Source organism: Acidaminococcus sp. HCP3S3_H5 (assembly GCF_052122235.1).
Taxonomy (GTDB): domain Bacteria; phylum Bacillota; class Negativicutes; order Acidaminococcales; family Acidaminococcaceae; genus Acidaminococcus.
Genome location: NZ_JBQKCS010000002.1, coordinates 199,521 through 216,825, shown reverse-complemented (window position 1 = coordinate 216,825; position 17,305 = coordinate 199,521). Strand labels below are relative to the sequence as shown.

Here is a 17,305-nt window from a genome sequence, read left to right as displayed (position 1 = left end):
ATGAAATGGCAGCATATCGCCCTTCTGGTCAACAACCGGCCGGGAGTCCTGTCCCATGTGGCCGGACTCATCGCCCGCCGGAACATCAATATCGAATGCCTGAACGTAGGCTACACGGAAATCCCGGAAATCAGCCGGATCAACCTGGTGGTGGGAGTGGAAAGCCGGTTCCAGCTGGACCAGGCCATCCACCAGCTGAGCCATCTCATCGATGTAATCAAGGTGGTGAACCTGGATGATGCCCCCCTGGTGAGCTATGAACTGACCCTGATCAAGGTCAGCGCCCCTACCCCCCAGATCCGGGAAGAACTGACCAACATTGCTGGCCTGTTCCATGCCAAGATCGTGGATGTGTATCCGGATTCCCTGATTTTCCGGCTTACGGGACGACAGGATCATATTGAGGCCTTAAAGCAGATGCTCCGGAGCTACACCGTCCTGGAAATCGCCACCACCGGCCAGATTGCCCTGGGACGGGGGCCCCAGACGGTGAAGGACAGCCTGCTGGCCGCACCACGGCCGGAAGAAACGGAACCGGCTGAAAGGAAAGGAGAACAGCCATGAGCCAGAACCAAACCGCGGATTTCCGCCTGTTTGCCCGTTTGTCCGTCCTCCGGAACCTCCGCCGGGATCCGGTGATCCACAGCCTGGCCAAAGTCCAGGCCCATCCGGAACGGGAGAAACACCTGGCCCGGGCCCGGGAAGCTGTCCTGGCCGCCGCTGAAGAGCTGGGCCTTGCCGGGAACCTGTGGCAGGGATACTTTTTCCATCTCCTGGCAGAAGGGGACAACCTGGCCGCCCAGGTGGCGGAAAACCGGGGCACCGCCGGCAGCGGCCTTCTGGCGGCTCTCACCCGGGATCTGGAGGCCCTCCGTCCCTTTTTGGACCTGTCCGGGCAGGCGGTGTTCCAGGACGGGTTCTATGACCATTATGAACCCAGCCGGCCGGCCCGGGAGAACCTGGAAAGCCAGCTGGCCCGGCAATTGAAAGAAACCCCTGAAGCCGCCGGACAGGCCCGGCTGCTGCTCCACCATTACCAGCGGTACGGCCGGGGGAAAATGGCCCGGTATGAAGCCTTCTGCCTGGATGCCAAGGGACGGTTCCAGGGGATCGCTGACTTTCCCCATTACGCCTGGGACGATATCCTGGGCTATGAGGACCAGAAGGAGAAGCTCCTGGCCAATACCCGGCAGTTCATGGCCGGACGGGGCTGCAACAATGTGCTGTCCACCGGCAGCCGGGGCACCGGGAAGTCCACCTCCATCAAGGCCCTGATCCCCCTGTTCAGTGCCCAGGGCCTGCGGCTGGTCCAGATCAAGCGGGATCAGCTCCAGCTCCTGGCGGAAGCCATGGAACGGGCCGGGAAGATCCGCAGCCACCGGTTCCTGTTCTTTTTCGACGACCTGTCCTTCGATGAGAACGAAAAGGAATACAAGTACCTGAAATCCGCCATTGACGGAGGGGCTGCTCCCCAGCCGGACAATGTGATGCTGTGCGCCACCAGCAACCGGCGGCACCTGCTGAAGGAAACCTGGACGGACCGGAGCGACGACCTGGAGGCGGAAGTGTACCGGGAAGACGCCACCAATGAATCCATTTCCCTGTCCGACCGGTTCGGGCTGATCCTCCATTTCGGGGCTCCCACCCAACAGGAATACCTGGCCATCATCGACCACGAACTCCGGAAAGAAGGCATCCAGCTGTCCCCGGAAGAACTCCGGGTGGAAGGGGTCCGGTGGGAAATGGAACACTCCGGCCGGAACGGAAGGATCGCCAAACAGTTCGTCCAGTGGTATCTGGGGAATCATTGAGAGGGTTGCTGCGTCTGCAGCAGCCCCTTTTTCATGTCTGATAACCGCCGGTTTTTTTTTTTGGTACAATATAGGCAGAACAGGAGGGAAAACCATGAAAAAGACGGTGTTGTATCTTGCCAAAGCAGAAAGCCCCCTGGGGACCATCCTCTTGAGCAGCCATGGAGAAAAGCTGAACGGGCTGTGGTTCCAGGGAGAGAAGTATGAAGAAATCCGGATGAAAAACGAAGGCGGTGTGGAAGAACGGCCGGATCTCCCTGTATTCCAGGAAACCCGGCGTTGGCTGGACCTGTATTTCCAGGGGAAAGATCCAGGCTTCACGCCTCCCCTTGAACTGTCCGGCAGTGATTTCCGGCAGCAGGTAGGGCGGATCATGCTGACCATTCCTTACGGAAAGACCATGACCTATGGCGCCATTGCCCGGGAAATGGCCCGGAGGGAGGGAAAGGAGCGGATGTCGGCACAGGCCGTGGGAGGAGCGGTGGGCCACAATCCCATCAGCTTGATCATTCCCTGCCATCGGGTGGTGGGGACCAGCGGAAGCCTGACCGGATACGGCGGCGGTATGCCCCGGAAAGTGTGGCTGCTGGAACATGAAGGAATCGATCTGAAAGCCTCCGGTTTCACCATACCGAAAAAAGGGACTGCCCTGTAACAGGGACAGTCCTTTTTGCTTCCAGGAGATTCAGGTTCTTCCCCACACGGTCCAGCGTCCTCCTTCTCCCAGTTTCTCCCAGTCTCCCGAGACCTGCTGGAGGAAGTCTTTCTGGCTGCTCTGGTCCACCAGTACAATGAGCCGTCCCGTATCCGGCAGATCTTCCAGGGCTTGGAAGGGCATCATGTTCTTGGCGTTCCAGCTGATCCCTTCCGGCCGCATCTGCTGCAGCCGCTGCCGGGTTACCAGCCGGGGAGCGGGGATCTTGCTGTAATAGGTGAAGGATACCGGATACCGGCCTCCGTACACGTACACCGGAACCCCCGGTACATGATGGGCAGAAACCAGCTGGGCCGCATCCCAGGCGGAAGCCTGGCGGCACAAAGGGGCGGCCAGCACAAAAGACAGCACCGTGAACAGCAGGCCCATGGCCACGGCTGCCCGTTTCACCCAGTACTGGAGATCCAGCCGGCTGGCGGCACAGGCCAGGCCTATGGCCAGCGGGGGCAGACAGGGGAAGGTGTAGGTGGGATATTTGGTGGCCATGCATTCAAAGAAGAACCAGGTGACCAGCACCCACAGGAACAGGAACCGCTGCCGGTCGTCCAGGCTCTTCCAGAAGGTCCGGGTTTTGATCCGTTCCTTCAGGGTCTTCCCGTACTTCTTCCACAGCCAGGGCAGGCTCAGGCTCCAGGGGAAGCAGCCAATGAGGAAAATCAGGAAGTAATACCACCAGGTGTTGTTCCGGGGATGTTCGGACACCGTGGCCCGGAGCACATTGTGGACCCCGATGAACCCGTCCAGGAAGGCGAAACCGTGGAGAAGTGTCATGGGAACGTACCAAAGGGCGGCAATGGCCAGAGCCAGCAGGATCCCCCGGAACAGCTTCATGTGGGCCAGGGTCTTGAAATCCCGGTTCCCGGCCAGGTAGGCCAGGATGATCAGGCCGGGGAGCACCAGACCCAGAGGCCCTTTGGTCAGGATGGCCAGACCGGCCAGGGCATAGGCTCCGTAATACAGACGGGGCCGTTTTTCTGTCTTGGCCAGGTAGAACAGCATCAGGGCTCCATCTATGGCAACAAACAGGGTCATGTCGGTGATCACCGCCTTGGCCAGGTAGAAATATTCCACACTGGTGGCCATAATGAGACCGCTGAGGAATCCCACATTCCGGCTGTACAGCTTCTGGGCGAACCAGTAGGTCTGGAGCACCCCGATGGTGCCGAAAACCGCCGGGAAGAACCGGGCGGCAAAGGAAGTCTCTCCAAACAGCCGGAAGGCCGCCAGCAGTTCTCCGTAGAACATCCAGGGCTTGTCATACCAGTAGTTCCCGTAGATCCGGGGGGAAAGCCAGTCCCCGGAAGCCAGCATCTCCTTGGCGGTAAGGGCATAGTTGGATTCCACCGGATCGGTGATCAGCAGCTGTCCGTTGCCGGCAAAGAACAGCACCAGGCTCAGCAGCAGAAGCAGGAAAGCAGGCCAGTGCCGATGATAAAAGCCCAGCAGCGGATTGTCGTCATGTTCCCAATATTCCATATCCGGATCCTCCCATATCTTGATGGTTCCAGTATAGAAGGGAATCTTAAAGGAAAATTAAACACAATCGAAGGATTGATTAAAGAAAAGGAGGACAGCTGTACGTACGACTGCTGGTATGACAGGAAGAGGAAAAATAAAATACGGAAAATTCCAAGTGAACCCGGAAGACGGTAACCGGGACCGGAATTATCTCAATGATGGAGCCAAGGGAACCGATTCCCTGGCAGTAGGGGCCGGGGCTTATGCCGATGGGACCATGGGGGCAACCGCCCTGGGCAATGATGCCCATGCAGAAGGGGAACGGGCTTTGGCCGTAGGGAACGGATCCCGGGCCACAGGGTTGGATGCCATTGCCATCGGCACCGGGTCCCAGGGAGAAGCCAATGGCACCAATGCCATTGCCATTGGGGAACAGAGCCATGCTGTAGGCATGTACACCACAGCGGTAGGCAGTTATTCCGAAGCCACTGCAGAAGGGGCCGTGGCCCTGGGGCAGCAGGCCAAGAGCAAAGGAGAAATCAGCACCAGCATCGGCATCATGGCCAATGGCATGGGCGAAGGAGGAACGGCCGGGAATCATTCCACCGCCGTAGGGGCCTATTCTGAATCTTCCGGACTGGCTTCCACAGCTCTGGGCGGCTTCAGCAAAGCCACTGAGAAATTTGCCACTTCCCTGGGGTATGCCAGTGGAGCCGGCCTGCGGGGGACGGCGGTGGGAGCTGCCAGTAAGGCAGAAGGAGAAGGGGGAACGGCAGCCGGTATCCTGAGCCGTGCTGTTGCCTCCGGGTCCGTGGCTCTGGGCATGGAATCCGTGGCCGACCGGGAAGCGGGCTGGCAGGGCTACCATCCCGTATACGGCCAGATGGTCGATTCGTCTCCTGCCTGGCAGTCCTCGTGGGGCGCCGTGTCCGTAGGAGCTGGGCCTCAGGATCAGGATGAAAACGGCAGGCCGATTCCCCAGCGGACCCGGCAGATCATCAACCTGGCTGCCGGTACGGAAGATACGGATGCCGTGAACGTAGCCCAGCTGAAGGAAGCCATGAGCGATGCCCGGATCTCCATCCATGCCGGAGAAGGGATCATTGTGGAGAAACGGGGAACGGAATACACCATCAAGGCCAATCTCAACGGATTGAGCAACGAACATGGAACGGTACATATCCTGTCCGACCCCAGTGAGCTTCCCGGCACCCAGGATGAGCCGGAACTCAGACCGGCCAGAGCTGCCCTGCGGGCGGTGGCGGAACCGGAAACTGACGACGGAGGTCCGGTCCATGTAGGCTACGTGGCCAACGAGGTGGATTTTGCCACCGACGATGGGAATACCGCCAAACTCAACGACGGGGGCACCGTCAAGGTACTGGGCGGGGACAACATCCATACGGCTTCCAGTTCCACTACAGTCGAAAATGGCCGGACTGTGGACAAAATCCACATCCATCTGAAACCGGACATCAAGGTGGACAGTGTGACCATCGGGGAAAAGGGCCCGGTGCTGGATGGAAAGGGTATGGATATGAAAGGTCTGTCCATTACGGGACTGGCACCTGGTGAAGTGTCGGCTGCCTCTACAGATGCAGTGAACGGCAGCCAGCTTCACGCCACCAACCAGATGGTCCAGGAAAATCGGCAGAACATTACCCAACTGGGGAACTCTCTGAACAAACTGGATGCCCGGGTGAACCGGGTGGGTGCCGGGGCCGCCGCGCTGGCAGCTCTCCAGCCCCTGGACTTTGATCCGGATGACAAATGGGATTTTGCCGCCGGATACGGCAATTATGCAGGAGCCCATGCCATGGCCATCGGGGCCTATTACCGGCCCACGGAAGATGTGATGTTCAGTGTGGGAGGCTCCTTCGGCGGAGGCGAGAATATGGTCAATGCCGGAGTCACCTTCAAATTGGGCAAAGGAGGCAAAGTGACCACCTCCAAGACGGCCATGGCCAGGGAAATCAGCATCCTCCGCAGCAATGTGGAAGAACTGAAAGCCATCGTCAACCGCCAGAGTGCCCTGATCGATCAGCTGACTGCAAAAGAACGGTAAGGAAAAGGGGCTGTTGCGTATGCAACAGCCCCTTGTTTTCATGCATCTTCCCAGACTTTTTCCGCAATGGACCGGATCAGCCGGAGCTTGGCCCACTGTTCTTTTTCCGTCAGAAGGTTCCCTTCTTCGGTGGAGGAGAAACCGCACTGGGGACTCAGGCACAGCTGGTCCAGGGGTACGTATTTTTCCGCTTCCCGGATCCGGGCGATGATGTCTTCTTCCTTTTCCAGTTCCGGGGTCTTGGAGGTCACCAGGCCCAGGACCACCTGCTGGTCTTTGATGAACCGGAGAGGTTCGAAGCCTCCGGCCCGGTCGCTGTCGTATTCCAGGAAGAATCCGTCCACATGGCAACGGCCGAAGAGGGTTTCCGCCACCGGTTCGTAGCCGCCGCTGGAGAACCAGGTGGAACGGAAGTTCCCCCGGCAGATGTGCATGGTGATGGTCATGTCCTCCGGTTTGGCTTCCAGGGCCCGGTTGATCATATCCACATAGTGGTTGGCCAGTTCATCCAGGTCAAAGCCCCGTTCTGCATAGGCTTTCCGCTTGTCTGCGTCGCAGAATTCTCCCCAGCTGGTGTCATCCAGCTGCAGGTACCGGCAGCCGGCAGCGTAGAAGGACCGGATGGCCTGCTGGTAGGCCAGGGCAATGTCCGTGAACAGCCGGTTCTGGTCCTGGTATTGGGGAATGGGTTCATAGTGTTTTTCCCGGACGCAGCAGATCAGGTGCAGCATGCTGGGAGAGGGGATGGTCATTTTGGCCAGGGTGTCCCCGGCGGCTTCCTTCAGGAACCGGAAATGGTCCAGGAAGGGGTGGCTGCCGAAGCTGATGGGACCGGTGATCTTGGCAGTCCGGGCTTTGGGCTGGGCCCCTTTGAAATGGACGGACCAGTTTTCTGCGGAAATCTCCGTAACTCCTTCCAGTTCCGTCAGGAAATCCAAGTGCCAGTACCGGCGGCGGAATTCCCCGTCGGTAACGGCCCGGAGTCCAACTTCTTTTTCCTTGGCCACCAGGTCTCGGATGGCTTCGTCTTCCGCAGCCTTCAGGTCAGCGGCAGTGATGGTCCCGGCGGCAAAAGCCTCCCGTTTTTCCTTCAAAGCAGCCGGCCGCAGAAAGCTCCCTACAATATCATACCGAAAAGGCGGTTTGTTCTTTACAGTCATGAATATATCCTCCCACATCATTCACATTTTGTTCATGGGAAAAGTATAGCATACGCATAGGGATTTGGATAATGCAGAAAAACAACCGGTTGCTATAGATTTTGGGAATAACAAAAAAGGCCTGCTGCGCCGGCAGCAGGCCTTTTCTTTAAATCATGATCTCCCTCTTCGCCAGATTCTCGTCGAAGAAGCCTTTTTTCTTTTCTGCTTTGGGAGCGGGAGCCGGGGCGGCGCTGGTGCGGATGTTCTCCACAAACAGCAGCAGCCGGTTGGTCACGTTCACGTCGCTGACCCCGCTGTCGAAGTCCAGGCTCAGCAGGTTCATGTGGGGATAGAGGGATTTGATCTTCTTTTCGATCCCCTTGGAGATGATGTGGTTGGCGATGCAGCCGAAAGGCTGGAGGCTGATTACATTCTCAATGCCGTGCTTGGCGAAGTTCACCACTTCCGCCGGCAGCAGCCAGCCTTCCCCGAACTGGGCGGCCATGTTGATGATGTTCTTCCCGTCGTTGGCCAGTTCGAAAATGTCCTCGATGGGAGTGAAGTATCGGAATTCTTCCCCGATCTCGTTGAACTTCTTCACCTGCTTGTTCACCCACATGTACAGCACATCGGCAATCACATTGGGCATATGGTGCCGTTCCAGGCCGAATTTCCGGTTGGTGATCCGGTTCACGAAGGCCTGCATGAAGAAGGGTGTCAGGAGAGGCGGCATCACTTCGATGGAATGCTCCATGAGCCAGCCAGTGATGTTCTTATGGGCGAAGGCGTTGAACTTCAGGTAAATCTCCCCTACGATCCCCACCTGGGGCAGCCGCACATCCGGCTTGGCCAGGTCGTTGAATTCCGCCGCCGCTTCCTTCAGCAGCTTCAGAAGGCCGCTGGAGCTGTTGGCTTCGATTTCCTTCTTGGCCAGATCCAGGTACTTGTCCTTCAGTTCTTCTGCTTTGCCCTTTACGGTTTCCCGGACCACGGAGGCATTGAAGAACTTGGCCAGGCAGTCGGAGAACAGCACGGTGGAAACGGTGATCTTGGCGATTTTCAGCCAGTTCAGTTCAAACCCCGGCTGGTCGTTCTGGATGTTCTTGCTGGTGGCCAGGGACAGCACCGGGGTGTCCTTGAACCCGGCAGAAATCAGGGCGTGCTTGATGAGACCGAAATAGTTGGAGGCCCGGCACTGGCCGCCGGTCTGGGTAATGGCCACTGCCGTGTGGGACGGGTCGTATTTCCCGGACTGGAGAGCCCGGATAAAGTCTCCCACCACCAGGGTGGCCGGGTAGCATACTTCGTTGTTGGCGAACTTCAGCCCCAGATCCGCACTCTGGACGGTACTTTCCGGCAGGGTTTCCACATGGAACCCTGCATTCTTCATCACCGAAGGGATCAGAGGGGAAATGAAGGGGGTGAAATAGGGAGCCAGGATGGTGTAGTCCCGCATGCTCTTTTCGAAGCGGGGAGGCTGTTCGAAGGGGGTGGAAGTGAATTTGGCATCCCGGTTGTACCGGATGCTTTCCACCACGGACCGGACCCGCAGTTTCAGAGAGCCGATATTGGACACATCGTCGATCTTCAGCAGGGTCAGGGCCTTCCCGTGACGCTGGAGGATGCCCCGGACTTCGTCCTGGAGAAAGGCATCCGGGCCGCAGCCGAAGGAGGTCATTTCCATAAAGTGGACGCTGTTGTCCTGACGGGCCACCCAGTCGGCAGCCTTGGAGATCCGGTTGATGTAGGCCCACTGGCGGACCAGATAGGAATCATCGATGGTGATGGTGCTGTCATCCCGGACCAGGTCCTCGTTGATCACATTGATGCCCATGGCTGCAATGGATTCGCTGAGTTTGTGCTGGATCAGGGGGTCCGTATGGTAGGGACGTCCTGCCAGCAGGATGGTCAGCTGTTTATTGTCCCGGCTTTTCCGGAGAATTTCCTCATTCTTTGCCTTGATGGCCCGGCCGTATTCTTCCTGGGCCTTCAGGGCCGCCTTCAGGGCCTTGTCCGCGGTGAACCGGTCAAAGCCGATGTAGCTCAGGTATTTCCGGATCTGCTTCTTCAGCAGGGATTCATCCTGGAAGTTGATGGGCGGGGAATCAATGGGGATCTCCGTGTTCACCACGCTTTTGATCACGTCGGAATAGCCGGAGACCACCGGGCAGTTGTAGCTGTTCAGCTGCCGCTTGTCATCCTGCCGTTCGTAGATCACATAGGGCATGAAGATCCGGTTCACCCGCTTCCGGATCAGGTTGTTGATGTGGCCGTGGACCAGTTTGGCCGGGAAGCAGATGTTGTCGCTCATCACATCGTGGATCCCGCCTTCGTAGTTCTTGAAGGTGGAGGGATCGGACAGCTGGACCTTCAGGCCGCAGGTGGTGAACAGGGCATGCCAGAAGGGATAATCCTCGTAGATGTTCAGGCACCGGGGGATCCCGATGACCCGCTGGGCATCCTCGTTTACCGGACGGTCGAAGAGCAGCTTGTATTTGTAGTCGTAGATGTTTTCTCCGGGCTTGTGGTCTTCCCCGTTGTTGGTGAAGAATTTCTCACATTTGTTCCCGGAATAATAGATGCTGCCGTTGCTGAAGTTGTACTTCTTGATCAGGCAGTTGTTTTCGCAGCCGTGGCACTGGAGCTGGCTGTCAGTGTAGTTGGCCACATGGATCATGTCGTCCAGGGTGGCTTCCCCTTCCGCCCGGCTCCGGGCAAACAGGGCACAGCCGTAGGCTCCCATGATTTCCGGGATGTTGCTCCGGTGGACAGTGGTGCCGGTCAGCAGTTCGAAGGCCCGGACCACCGCATCATTCTTCATGGTGCCTCCCTGGAGGACGATGTCGTTCCCCAGGTCATGGGTGTTCTGGAGCTTCAGTACCTTGTACAGGCAGTTCTTGATCACGGAATAGGCCAGACCGGCGGAAATGTCCCCGATAGTGACCCCTTCCCGGAGGCTCTGTTTTACCTTGGAGTTCATGAACACCGTGCACCGGGTACCCAGGTCGCAGGGTTCCTTGGCTTCACAGGCCAGTTTGGCAAAGTCGCTGACGGAATAGTTCAGCCCCTTGGCGAAGGTTTCCAGGAAGGTGCCGCAGCCGGAGGAGCAGGATTCGTTCAGTTCCATCCGGTTCAGGACCCCGTGATCCACGAAAATGGCCTTCATGTCCTGGCCCCCGATGTCCAGGATAAAGGAAACGTCCTGGTGGATTTTCCGGGCGGCCAGATAATGGGCGATGGTCTCGATGATGCCGGTCTTCAGGTCGAAGGCGGCTTTGATCAGGTCTTCCCCGTAGCCGGTGGAACAGCTTCCCAGGATCCGGGGGTTGGCTCCCACCTTCAGGCATTCTGCATAGAACGCTTCGAAGGCTTCCTGGACGGCGCCGATGGGATTCCCGTTGTTGGGCCCGTAATGGGTGTACAGGATCCGGTCTTCCGGGTCCGTAACCACCAGCTTGGTGGTGGTGGAGCCGGAGTCGATGCCCACATAGACTGCGTCGGTTTCCGGGGTGAGAGGGGTCAGCTGGATGGCGTCCGCTTCCTTGGCTTTTTTCCAGGCGGCATAGTCTTCCGGGGATTTGAAAATGGGAGGCAGGATGTCATCGGACCGGACGGCCACTTTGGGAGCGCTTTCCAGTTTTTCCACCAGCTGGTCGAAAGTGATGGAAGGAGCGTCTGCCGCACTGAGGGCAGTGCCGTAGGCCGGAATCAGGTTGGCGTTGTCCGGCACCACGAAATTCACATAGGGGATCTGGAGACAGTCCATGAGAGCCTTCCGCAGAGCGGGCATAAAGGTCAAAGGACCGCCGCAGAGCAGGATCTTGGGCTCGATGGTGCAGCCGTGGCTCAGGGTGGAAATCACCTGGACCGCCACTGCATGGAAAATGGAAATGGCAATGTCTTCCCGGCTCACGTTCTTGGCCAGCAGGTTCTGGATATCCGTTTTGGCAAAAACTCCGCAGCGGGAAGCGATGTAGTGGACGTGCTGGGCCTTTTCCGCCAGCCCGTTCAGCTGTTCGATGGGAATCCCCAACAGCACAGCCATCTGATCCAGGAAGGCCCCGGTGCCGCCGGCACAGTTCCCGTTCATCCGCAGATCACAGCTGCCATCTTTTTTAATATACACGATTTTGGCGTCTTCGCCGCCGATGTCGATCAGGGTGGCCACGTCCGGATATTTGGCTTTGACGAATTTGGTGGCGGCGATGACTTCCTGTTCAAAAGGAATATTGAATTTTTCCGCCACCCCCATGCCCACGGAACCAGTGATCTTCAGCTTCAGGCTGGCGGCTCCGATCTGGGAACGCAAAGTCTGCAGTTCTTCCCGCAAAACGCCAGCCACATTGGCCTGGTGCCGCTTGTAGCGGGAAAACACCACATGGGAATGATTGTCCAGCACGACGATTTTGCACGTGGTGGACCCGATGTCTAAACCTACACGATACGTACTCATAATGCACCTCATCTTAAAGTGTATTTAATTATAGCACAAATCCCGGAGAACTCCAGTGGTTAATCCAACATAGGGTATGTGGCAGCAGGTCCTGAATGAAACCCTTATCGCAGTGCAGAGTGAAGGGGGCAGAGGATTCCCTCCAAGCCCGGTGTTGGGGGCATAAGGCCCTGAAAGGATAATTGTGATACAATGACAGAAAACAAAGAAAGGGAAGGAATCCATCATGGGAATTTCAGTAAGGAAACTTCTCCCAGTCTGCCTGGCCGCCTGGTTGCCGGCGGCTGCCGCCTGGGGATGTACCCTGTTCGGAGCTCAGGGGAGCCGGGTCTTGGGAGGGGGAAGTCTGCTTGTAAAGAATCGGGACTGGCGGCCGGAATATCAGGAAATGCGGCTGGCCCAGGGACCTTTATACCGGTATTATGGAATCTATGGGGGAGCGGAAAACCATATGGCTCTCAAAGGCGGGGTTAATGAAGCCGGCCTGGCGGTGTTCTCAGCATCTGCCAGCAGCATCCCGCGAAAGGAACGGCTGGCCATGGGGCCTTGGGGAAAGGGGGCGCTGAAAGAACTTCTGGGCAGCTGTGCCACAGTAGAAGAGGCGCTGGCCAGGGGTACGGATTTGGGAGGTCCCAAATTCCTGCTGCTGGCAGATGCTTCTGAACTGGCCTGGGTGGAAGTGGGGGATCATGACCAGGTGGCTGTGCGCCGGGTCAGCAACGGTACCCTTTCCCATACCAATTTTTATCTGAGCCCGGAGTTCCAGCGTCTGAATCTGAAAGAGGGCGTTTCGGCTCGGCACCGGTACCGCCGGATCGAAGAACTGCTGGCAAGCCAGCAGACCCCGTATGTGTTGGAAGATTTGATCCGCTTCAGCCAAGACAAGGCGGAAGGACCGGACAACAGCATCTGGCGGCTGGGCAGCCGGCCGGACGGACCTCAGACCCTTGCTGCTTTTGGGGTGTGGCTGCATCCGGGAGCCCGGCCGGATGTGTTTGTCAAGATCCGCTACAGCCCCGGAGACCAGGGAAGGGAGGATGAGTATCAGCTGGATGGAGAACATTTATTTCCCTGATCCATGGGAGAAATGCCCACAACCTGCCAAAATATGATAAAATAATACAATTACAGTGCAAATCCCAGGAGCCCGGCGGACCCGTCGGGGTTCCTGCAGAAACCGATAAAGGAAGGGCAGTATGGAACAGCAAGGACAAACTTCCGGCAACAGCAAGACGAAAAAATTTTTGAAGGGTACTTTGATTCTCACCATTTCCAGCATCGTGGTGAAGGTGATCGGGGCCCTGAACTGGGTGATCCTCTCCCGGGTCATGGGGGGCGAAGGCATTGGTCTGTACCAGATGGGCTTCCCCATCTATCTCATGGCCATCACCGTTTCTTCCGCCGGGATCCCGGTGGCCATTTCCATCATCACCGCGGAAAAAGTGGCCAAGGAGGACTATACCGGGGCCCAGCGGGTGTTCCGGGTATCCCTGCGGATGCTGTTCTGCACCGGGCTGTTCTTCTCCCTGTGCCTGCTGGTGATGGCCAGATGGCTGGTGTCTTCCGGGATCATCCCGGATCCCCGGGCCTACTATTCCATCATCGCCCTGGCACCGGCGGTGTTCTTCGTCACCTTCCTTTCCAGCTTCCGGGGGTACTTCCAGGGCTGGCAGATCATGACTCCCACCGCCTGTTCGGAAATCACCGAGCAGCTGGTCCGGGTGGTCACCATGATCGCCTTTTCCTATCTGCTGATGCCCTACGGTCTCACCTATGCGGCAGCCGGGGCCAGCATGGGGGCTGGGGCCGGGGCCCTGTGCGGCCTCCTGCTCCTCCAGGTGTTCTACCTCCGGCTGAAGCACAAATTCTTCCCCAAAGGGGAACAGAAGGTGCCGGAAGCGGAACAGGAACCGGCCGGGAAAATCATCCGCCGGCTCATCGCCCTGGCCCTGCCCGTATCCATGTCCAGCCTGATGCTGCCCATTGTGTCCAACCTGGACATGATGATCGTGCCCCGGCGGCTCATGGTGGGAGGCTGGTCCATGTCCGAAGCCACCACTCTGTTCGGGTATCTCACCGGCATGGCGGTGCCTCTCATCAACATGTCCACCATCCTGACGGCGGCTCTGTCCATCAGTCTGGTGCCTGCCATCAGTGAATCCCGGGTGCTGGAAGACAGGGAAGGGATCCGGGAAAAAGTGGCGGCGGCCTTCTCCGTGGCGGCGGTAATCACCATTCCCTGCAGCATCGGCCTTCATGTACTGGGAGGACGGGTGGCGGCCCTGATTTATAACGCCCCCAAGGCCGGGCCCTCCATTGAGACCATGAGCTGGGCCATTTTCCTCCTGGGGCTCCATCAGGTGAGCACCGGGATCCTCCAGGGGTTGGGGAAGACCAAGATCCCGGTGATCAATATGATCATTGCGGCGGCTTCCAAAGTGCTCCTGAACTGGAACCTGACCCCCACCCTGGGAATCGTGGGGTCCTCCTGGGCCACTGTGGCGGATATCGGGATCGCCGCCATCCTGAACCTTTTCTTCATTAAAAAGTACACCGGCTTCTCCCTGGAACTGAAGCAGCTGGGAAAAACCGCCCTGGCTGCCCTGGTCATGGGAGCGGCGGTGAAAGGCTTCCTGGCCCTGGTGCCCAACTGGGGTGCCTGGAGCATCTTGGGCGGCATGGCCGTGGCCGTGCCCGTCTACGGCATCCTGCTGCTGGTGCTGAAGACCATGCCCGAAGAAGAACTGAACCAGATCCCCTTCCTGGGAAGGAGAATGGTGATGGTGGGGAAGAAATTGAAGTTGTTATAAAAAAAGCTGTGAAGAAATGAGGATTCATTTCTTCACAGCTCCTTTTTTATCCCACCGGCCTTGCAAAATTCAGCGGATTCACCGGACTCCCGTTCTGGCGCACTTCGAAATGCACGTGAGGGCCGGTGCTGTAGCCGCTGCTGCCGGCGTAGCCGATGATGTCTCCCCGGCGTACGGTCTGGCCCGGCTGGACGGCGATGGCGCTCATGTGGCCGTAGCAGGTGGTGAGCCCGTTGCCGTGATTGATGCTGACGAACCGGCCGTAGCCCCCGTTCCACTGGGCATCTTCCACCGTTCCGGCAGCGGATGCCTTGATGGGGGTGCCGTAATCCACGGCGATGTCCACCCCGGGATGGTAATCACTGCCGTTCCCGAAAGGATCTGCCCGGAGCCCGAAGAAGGAACTGATTTCTCCGCCGCTCACCGGCCAGCCGTAGGTGCCGTCCCCGGTATCCGACAGGGCCAGCAGCATGTTGGTGAGGTTTTCCTTCTTGTAGGCCAGCTTTTTCCAGTTGATTTCATCCTGGACTTCCAGTACGGAAAGCTGGTCAGCGGTGGTGGAGCCTCCCTGGCCCCCTTTGTCCAGTTCCTTGGACTTTTTGTCCACGGCATCTTCTCCGATTTTTACTCCGTCCTTGGCCAGCTTCTGACGGACGGCGTTTTCCACCTGGACCACCTGGGCCAGTTCCCGCTGGAGCTTTTCGTTGTCATCCATAAGCTTGGCCAGCCGTTCCGTATAGACCCCATAGTCCGCCCGGTAGTTGGCCAGTTCCGTCTGTTCGTCCCAGGCCTTGAACAGCAGCCCGGCACACACCGCCAGCCCCATCAGGCTGGCCAGGAAGGCACCGCAGAAGCCCACCAGCAGCTTGGGCCCTGCATGGAATTCCTGGATTTGCCCGTCTGCATCTTTCCACTGGAAAGAAAAACCGGCTCCCACCAGGTGCCCGGAAGGGAGGATCCCCTTGATTCCTTTCAATTTATCCGTCAGTTCCTTTTTCTCCATACCTGCTCCTTACAAAAAGGACGTGCCGGCGGCACGTCCTGTACAACTCTTCGATTGTTCTGCACATCTTGACTACCGGGTCAATATTTTATCGCGAAAATCCGGTGCCTTCAACCGTTTCCCCAAAAAATTTACAAATTGTTAAATCTCCGCCAACTGCTTCTTTTCCCACTCCAGCTTCCGGGTTTCCCGCTGGATGGCTTCCTGGAGGATCAGGGCGTGGCCGTATTCTTTTTCCCGGTCTTCCTGGGTGGGGAACAGCAGCTGCCAGCGGAGCCGGAGGTGGGCCAGCCGTTCTTCGTGGCGTTGGATGTCTTCCAGGAACAGCTGACGGAGCTGGGGATCTTTCCGGCTGCGGATCAGGTACAGTTTCATGGTGAATTCGTCCCGGGTGGGCATGATGCTGCCCAAAGGCTGGGCCAGCCAGTCCCGAAGCCGCTGGCGGCCGGAAGGGGCCAGGCGGTAGTATTTTTTCTGGAGCTTGGTGCCCACGGTGCCGGTATAGCTGGTGATCTGTCCACTTTCTTCCAGCTTCCGGAGTTCCGGATAGACCTGGCTGTGACGGGCGCTCCAGAAGTCTCCCACTTCCTGGGCAAAGATCTTCCTGATGTCGTAGCCGGTGAGATCCTGCTTGGCCAAAAGGCCCAGCAGAACATACTGGAGGGTGTTTTCTTTCGTCATGGGAGGGCTCCTTTCTTCCGTTGTATTATATCATAGAAAAAAGGACATCCAGGCATATTGACAGCCTGTCTGCCAACATGCTACACTCGTGACAACCAAAATATGTAAATATTTACATGTTTTCCTTCAGCAGGAGGAAGACAGTCTGAGAGCGAGCAAGGGAGGCAGTTTTATGAAAATGAAAGGAAAAATGAGCCGGCTGGTGCTGTCCAGTCTGCTGCTGCTGGGCATGACGGGATTTTCCGGGGCAGAAGGGGCAGAGCATTATGCCAGCAAGATCCTGGAGGTGACTCCGGTGAAAACGGAAGTGAAGCAGATTTCCGGTGTGGTCTATGAACAGGTGCCCACCCGGGGCTATCCCAATGTGCCCATGGCCATGGATCTGCTCCAGCCCCAGAAAAAAGAGAAAATGCCCGCCATCGTCTTTGTAACCGGTGGGGGCTTCATCAACGCCAACCGGGACAACGGGGTCCAGCTGCGGAACTACCTGGCGGAAAAAGGCTATGTGGTAGCCAGCATTACCTACCGGGTGGCGCCCACCGCCCGGTTCCCGGAACCTCTGGAAGATGTGAAGGCATCCATCCGGTATCTTCGGGCCCATGCGGACAAATGGAACATCGACAAAAACCGGATCGGCATCGTGGGAGGCAGCGCCGGGGGTTATCTCTCCGCTTTTGCAGGGACCACCAGCGGCACCAGGACCTTTGACAAAGGAGAAAATCTCCAGGAATCCAGCCAGGTGAACTGTGCCGTGGATCTCTACGGGCTCTCCGACCTGAGTCGGGTGGGCATGGACTACAGCCCGGAAAACCAGAAGCTCCATCAGTCCGCCGGAGCCACGGAAGCCCTGTGGATCAATGGCAGCCCGGTGTTCGGCGGAAAAGACGGCGGGGTCAGCGCCGATCCCAAAGCCACGGAAGCAGCCAACCCCATTGCCTATATCGGGAAAAACAGCGCCCCCATGCTGCTGATGCACGGGACGGCGGACAAAGTGGTGTCCCCGGGCCAGACGGACCTGCTGTACCAGGCCCTGAAAGCCAAGGGAGTTCCGGCAGAACGGTATGAGATTCCGGGAGCCGCCCATGGAGGCGTGTACTGGGTTCAGGACAATGTGCTCCAGGTGATTGGAGATTTCTTTGACAAGTATCTGAAATAAAAGGAGAGAAA

At 57.9% G+C, this 17,305-nt stretch carries 12 protein-coding genes; 7 read left to right on the top strand and 5 right to left on the bottom strand.

Going from position 1 to position 17,305, the window contains the following annotated elements:
• The 3 genes from ilvN (at position 1) to ACTQY5_RS03440 (ending at position 2,466) form a co-directional block, all read left to right on the top strand.
• On the top strand, positions 1-564 hold the full coding sequence (gene ilvN, locus ACTQY5_RS03450; RefSeq protein WP_022487958.1) for an acetolactate synthase small subunit: 564 nt from the start codon (positions 1-3) through the stop codon (positions 562-564).
• The gene (locus ACTQY5_RS03445; RefSeq protein ID WP_441368818.1) at positions 561-1,811 is read left to right on the top strand and encodes an ATP-binding protein; all 1,251 of its coding nucleotides are present in this window, start codon (positions 561-563) and stop codon (positions 1,809-1,811) included. The genes ilvN and ACTQY5_RS03445 overlap by 4 nt, the downstream gene beginning before the upstream one ends.
• 94 nt (positions 1,812-1,905) lie before the next feature.
• On the top strand, positions 1,906-2,466 hold the full coding sequence (locus ACTQY5_RS03440) for a methylated-DNA--[protein]-cysteine S-methyltransferase (RefSeq protein WP_288310807.1): 561 nt from the start codon (positions 1,906-1,908) through the stop codon (positions 2,464-2,466).
• A 30-nt stretch (positions 2,467-2,496) separates the two neighbouring features.
• On the opposite strand, the gene ACTQY5_RS03435 is transcribed toward ACTQY5_RS03440, so the two are convergent.
• Entirely contained in the window at positions 2,497-4,002 is a 1,506-nt protein-coding gene (locus ACTQY5_RS03435; protein ID WP_441368817.1) for an ArnT family glycosyltransferase, read from the bottom strand.
• 157 nt (positions 4,003-4,159) lie between these two features.
• Here ACTQY5_RS03435 and ACTQY5_RS03430 point away from each other — a divergent pair, with 157 nt between their 5' ends.
• Positions 4,160-6,049, top strand: a complete 1,890-nt coding sequence (locus ACTQY5_RS03430; RefSeq protein ID WP_441368816.1) for a YadA-like family protein — start codon at positions 4,160-4,162, stop codon at positions 6,047-6,049.
• Positions 6,050-6,087: 38 nt separating this feature from the next.
• On the opposite strand, the gene ACTQY5_RS03425 is transcribed toward ACTQY5_RS03430, so the two are convergent.
• On the bottom strand, positions 6,088-7,209 hold the full coding sequence (locus ACTQY5_RS03425; RefSeq protein WP_154487511.1) for a 5-methyltetrahydropteroyltriglutamate--homocysteine S-methyltransferase: 1,122 nt from the start codon (positions 7,207-7,209) through the stop codon (positions 6,088-6,090).
• A gap of 148 nt (positions 7,210-7,357) precedes the next feature.
• On the bottom strand, positions 7,358-11,644 hold the full coding sequence (locus ACTQY5_RS03420) for an acyl-CoA dehydratase activase-related protein (protein ID WP_441368815.1): 4,287 nt from the start codon (positions 11,642-11,644) through the stop codon (positions 7,358-7,360).
• A gap of 226 nt (positions 11,645-11,870) precedes the next feature.
• Between ACTQY5_RS03420 and ACTQY5_RS03415 the strand changes: the two genes are divergently transcribed.
• Complete coding sequence (locus ACTQY5_RS03415; protein WP_441368814.1) at positions 11,871-12,719, top strand: carcinine hydrolase/isopenicillin-N N-acyltransferase family protein; 849 nt, start codon at positions 11,871-11,873, stop codon at positions 12,717-12,719.
• Positions 12,720-12,840: 121 nt separating this feature from the next.
• Positions 12,841-14,454 carry a putative polysaccharide biosynthesis protein gene (locus ACTQY5_RS03410; protein ID WP_441368813.1) on the top strand — a complete coding sequence of 538 codons (1,614 nt, stop codon included), beginning with the start codon at positions 12,841-12,843 and terminating at the stop codon, positions 14,452-14,454.
• A gap of 46 nt (positions 14,455-14,500) precedes the next feature.
• On the opposite strand, the gene ACTQY5_RS03405 is transcribed toward ACTQY5_RS03410, so the two are convergent.
• The gene (locus ACTQY5_RS03405; RefSeq protein WP_022487970.1) at positions 14,501-15,457 is read right to left on the bottom strand and encodes a M23 family metallopeptidase; all 957 of its coding nucleotides are present in this window, start codon (positions 15,455-15,457) and stop codon (positions 14,501-14,503) included.
• Positions 15,458-15,598: 141 nt separating this feature from the next.
• Positions 15,599-16,138 (bottom strand): PadR family transcriptional regulator, encoded by a 540-nt coding sequence (locus tag ACTQY5_RS03400; protein WP_022487971.1) that lies wholly within the window; start codon positions 16,136-16,138, stop codon positions 15,599-15,601.
• 172 nt (positions 16,139-16,310) lie between these two features.
• Here ACTQY5_RS03400 and ACTQY5_RS03395 point away from each other — a divergent pair, with 172 nt between their 5' ends.
• Complete coding sequence (locus tag ACTQY5_RS03395) at positions 16,311-17,294, top strand: alpha/beta hydrolase fold domain-containing protein (RefSeq protein ID WP_441368812.1); 984 nt, start codon at positions 16,311-16,313, stop codon at positions 17,292-17,294.
• Positions 17,295-17,305 lie beyond the last annotated feature (11 nt).

What these genes read in the sequence shown, in the direction of transcription:
- ilvN (WP_022487958.1), top strand. Translation starts at nt 1, where the DNA reads ATGAAATGGCAGCATATCGCCCTTCTGGTCAACAACCGGCCGGGAGTC.
- ACTQY5_RS03445 (WP_441368818.1), top strand. Translation starts at nt 561, where the DNA reads ATGAGCCAGAACCAAACCGCGGATTTCCGCCTGTTTGCCCGTTTGTCC.
- ACTQY5_RS03440 (WP_288310807.1), top strand. Translation starts at nt 1,906, where the DNA reads ATGAAAAAGACGGTGTTGTATCTTGCCAAAGCAGAAAGCCCCCTGGGG.
- ACTQY5_RS03435 (WP_441368817.1), bottom strand. Translation starts at nt 4,002, where the DNA reads ATGGAATATTGGGAACATGACGACAATCCGCTGCTGGGCTTTTATCAT.
- ACTQY5_RS03425 (WP_154487511.1), bottom strand. Translation starts at nt 7,209, where the DNA reads ATGACTGTAAAGAACAAACCGCCTTTTCGGTATGATATTGTAGGGAGC.
- ACTQY5_RS03420 (WP_441368815.1), bottom strand. Translation starts at nt 11,644, where the DNA reads ATGAGTACGTATCGTGTAGGTTTAGACATCGGGTCCACCACGTGCAAA.
- ACTQY5_RS03415 (WP_441368814.1), top strand. Translation starts at nt 11,871, where the DNA reads ATGGGAATTTCAGTAAGGAAACTTCTCCCAGTCTGCCTGGCCGCCTGG.
- ACTQY5_RS03410 (WP_441368813.1), top strand. Translation starts at nt 12,841, where the DNA reads ATGGAACAGCAAGGACAAACTTCCGGCAACAGCAAGACGAAAAAATTT.
- ACTQY5_RS03405 (WP_022487970.1), bottom strand. Translation starts at nt 15,457, where the DNA reads ATGGAGAAAAAGGAACTGACGGATAAATTGAAAGGAATCAAGGGGATC.
- ACTQY5_RS03400 (WP_022487971.1), bottom strand. Translation starts at nt 16,138, where the DNA reads ATGACGAAAGAAAACACCCTCCAGTATGTTCTGCTGGGCCTTTTGGCC.
- ACTQY5_RS03395 (WP_441368812.1), top strand. Translation starts at nt 16,311, where the DNA reads ATGAAAATGAAAGGAAAAATGAGCCGGCTGGTGCTGTCCAGTCTGCTG.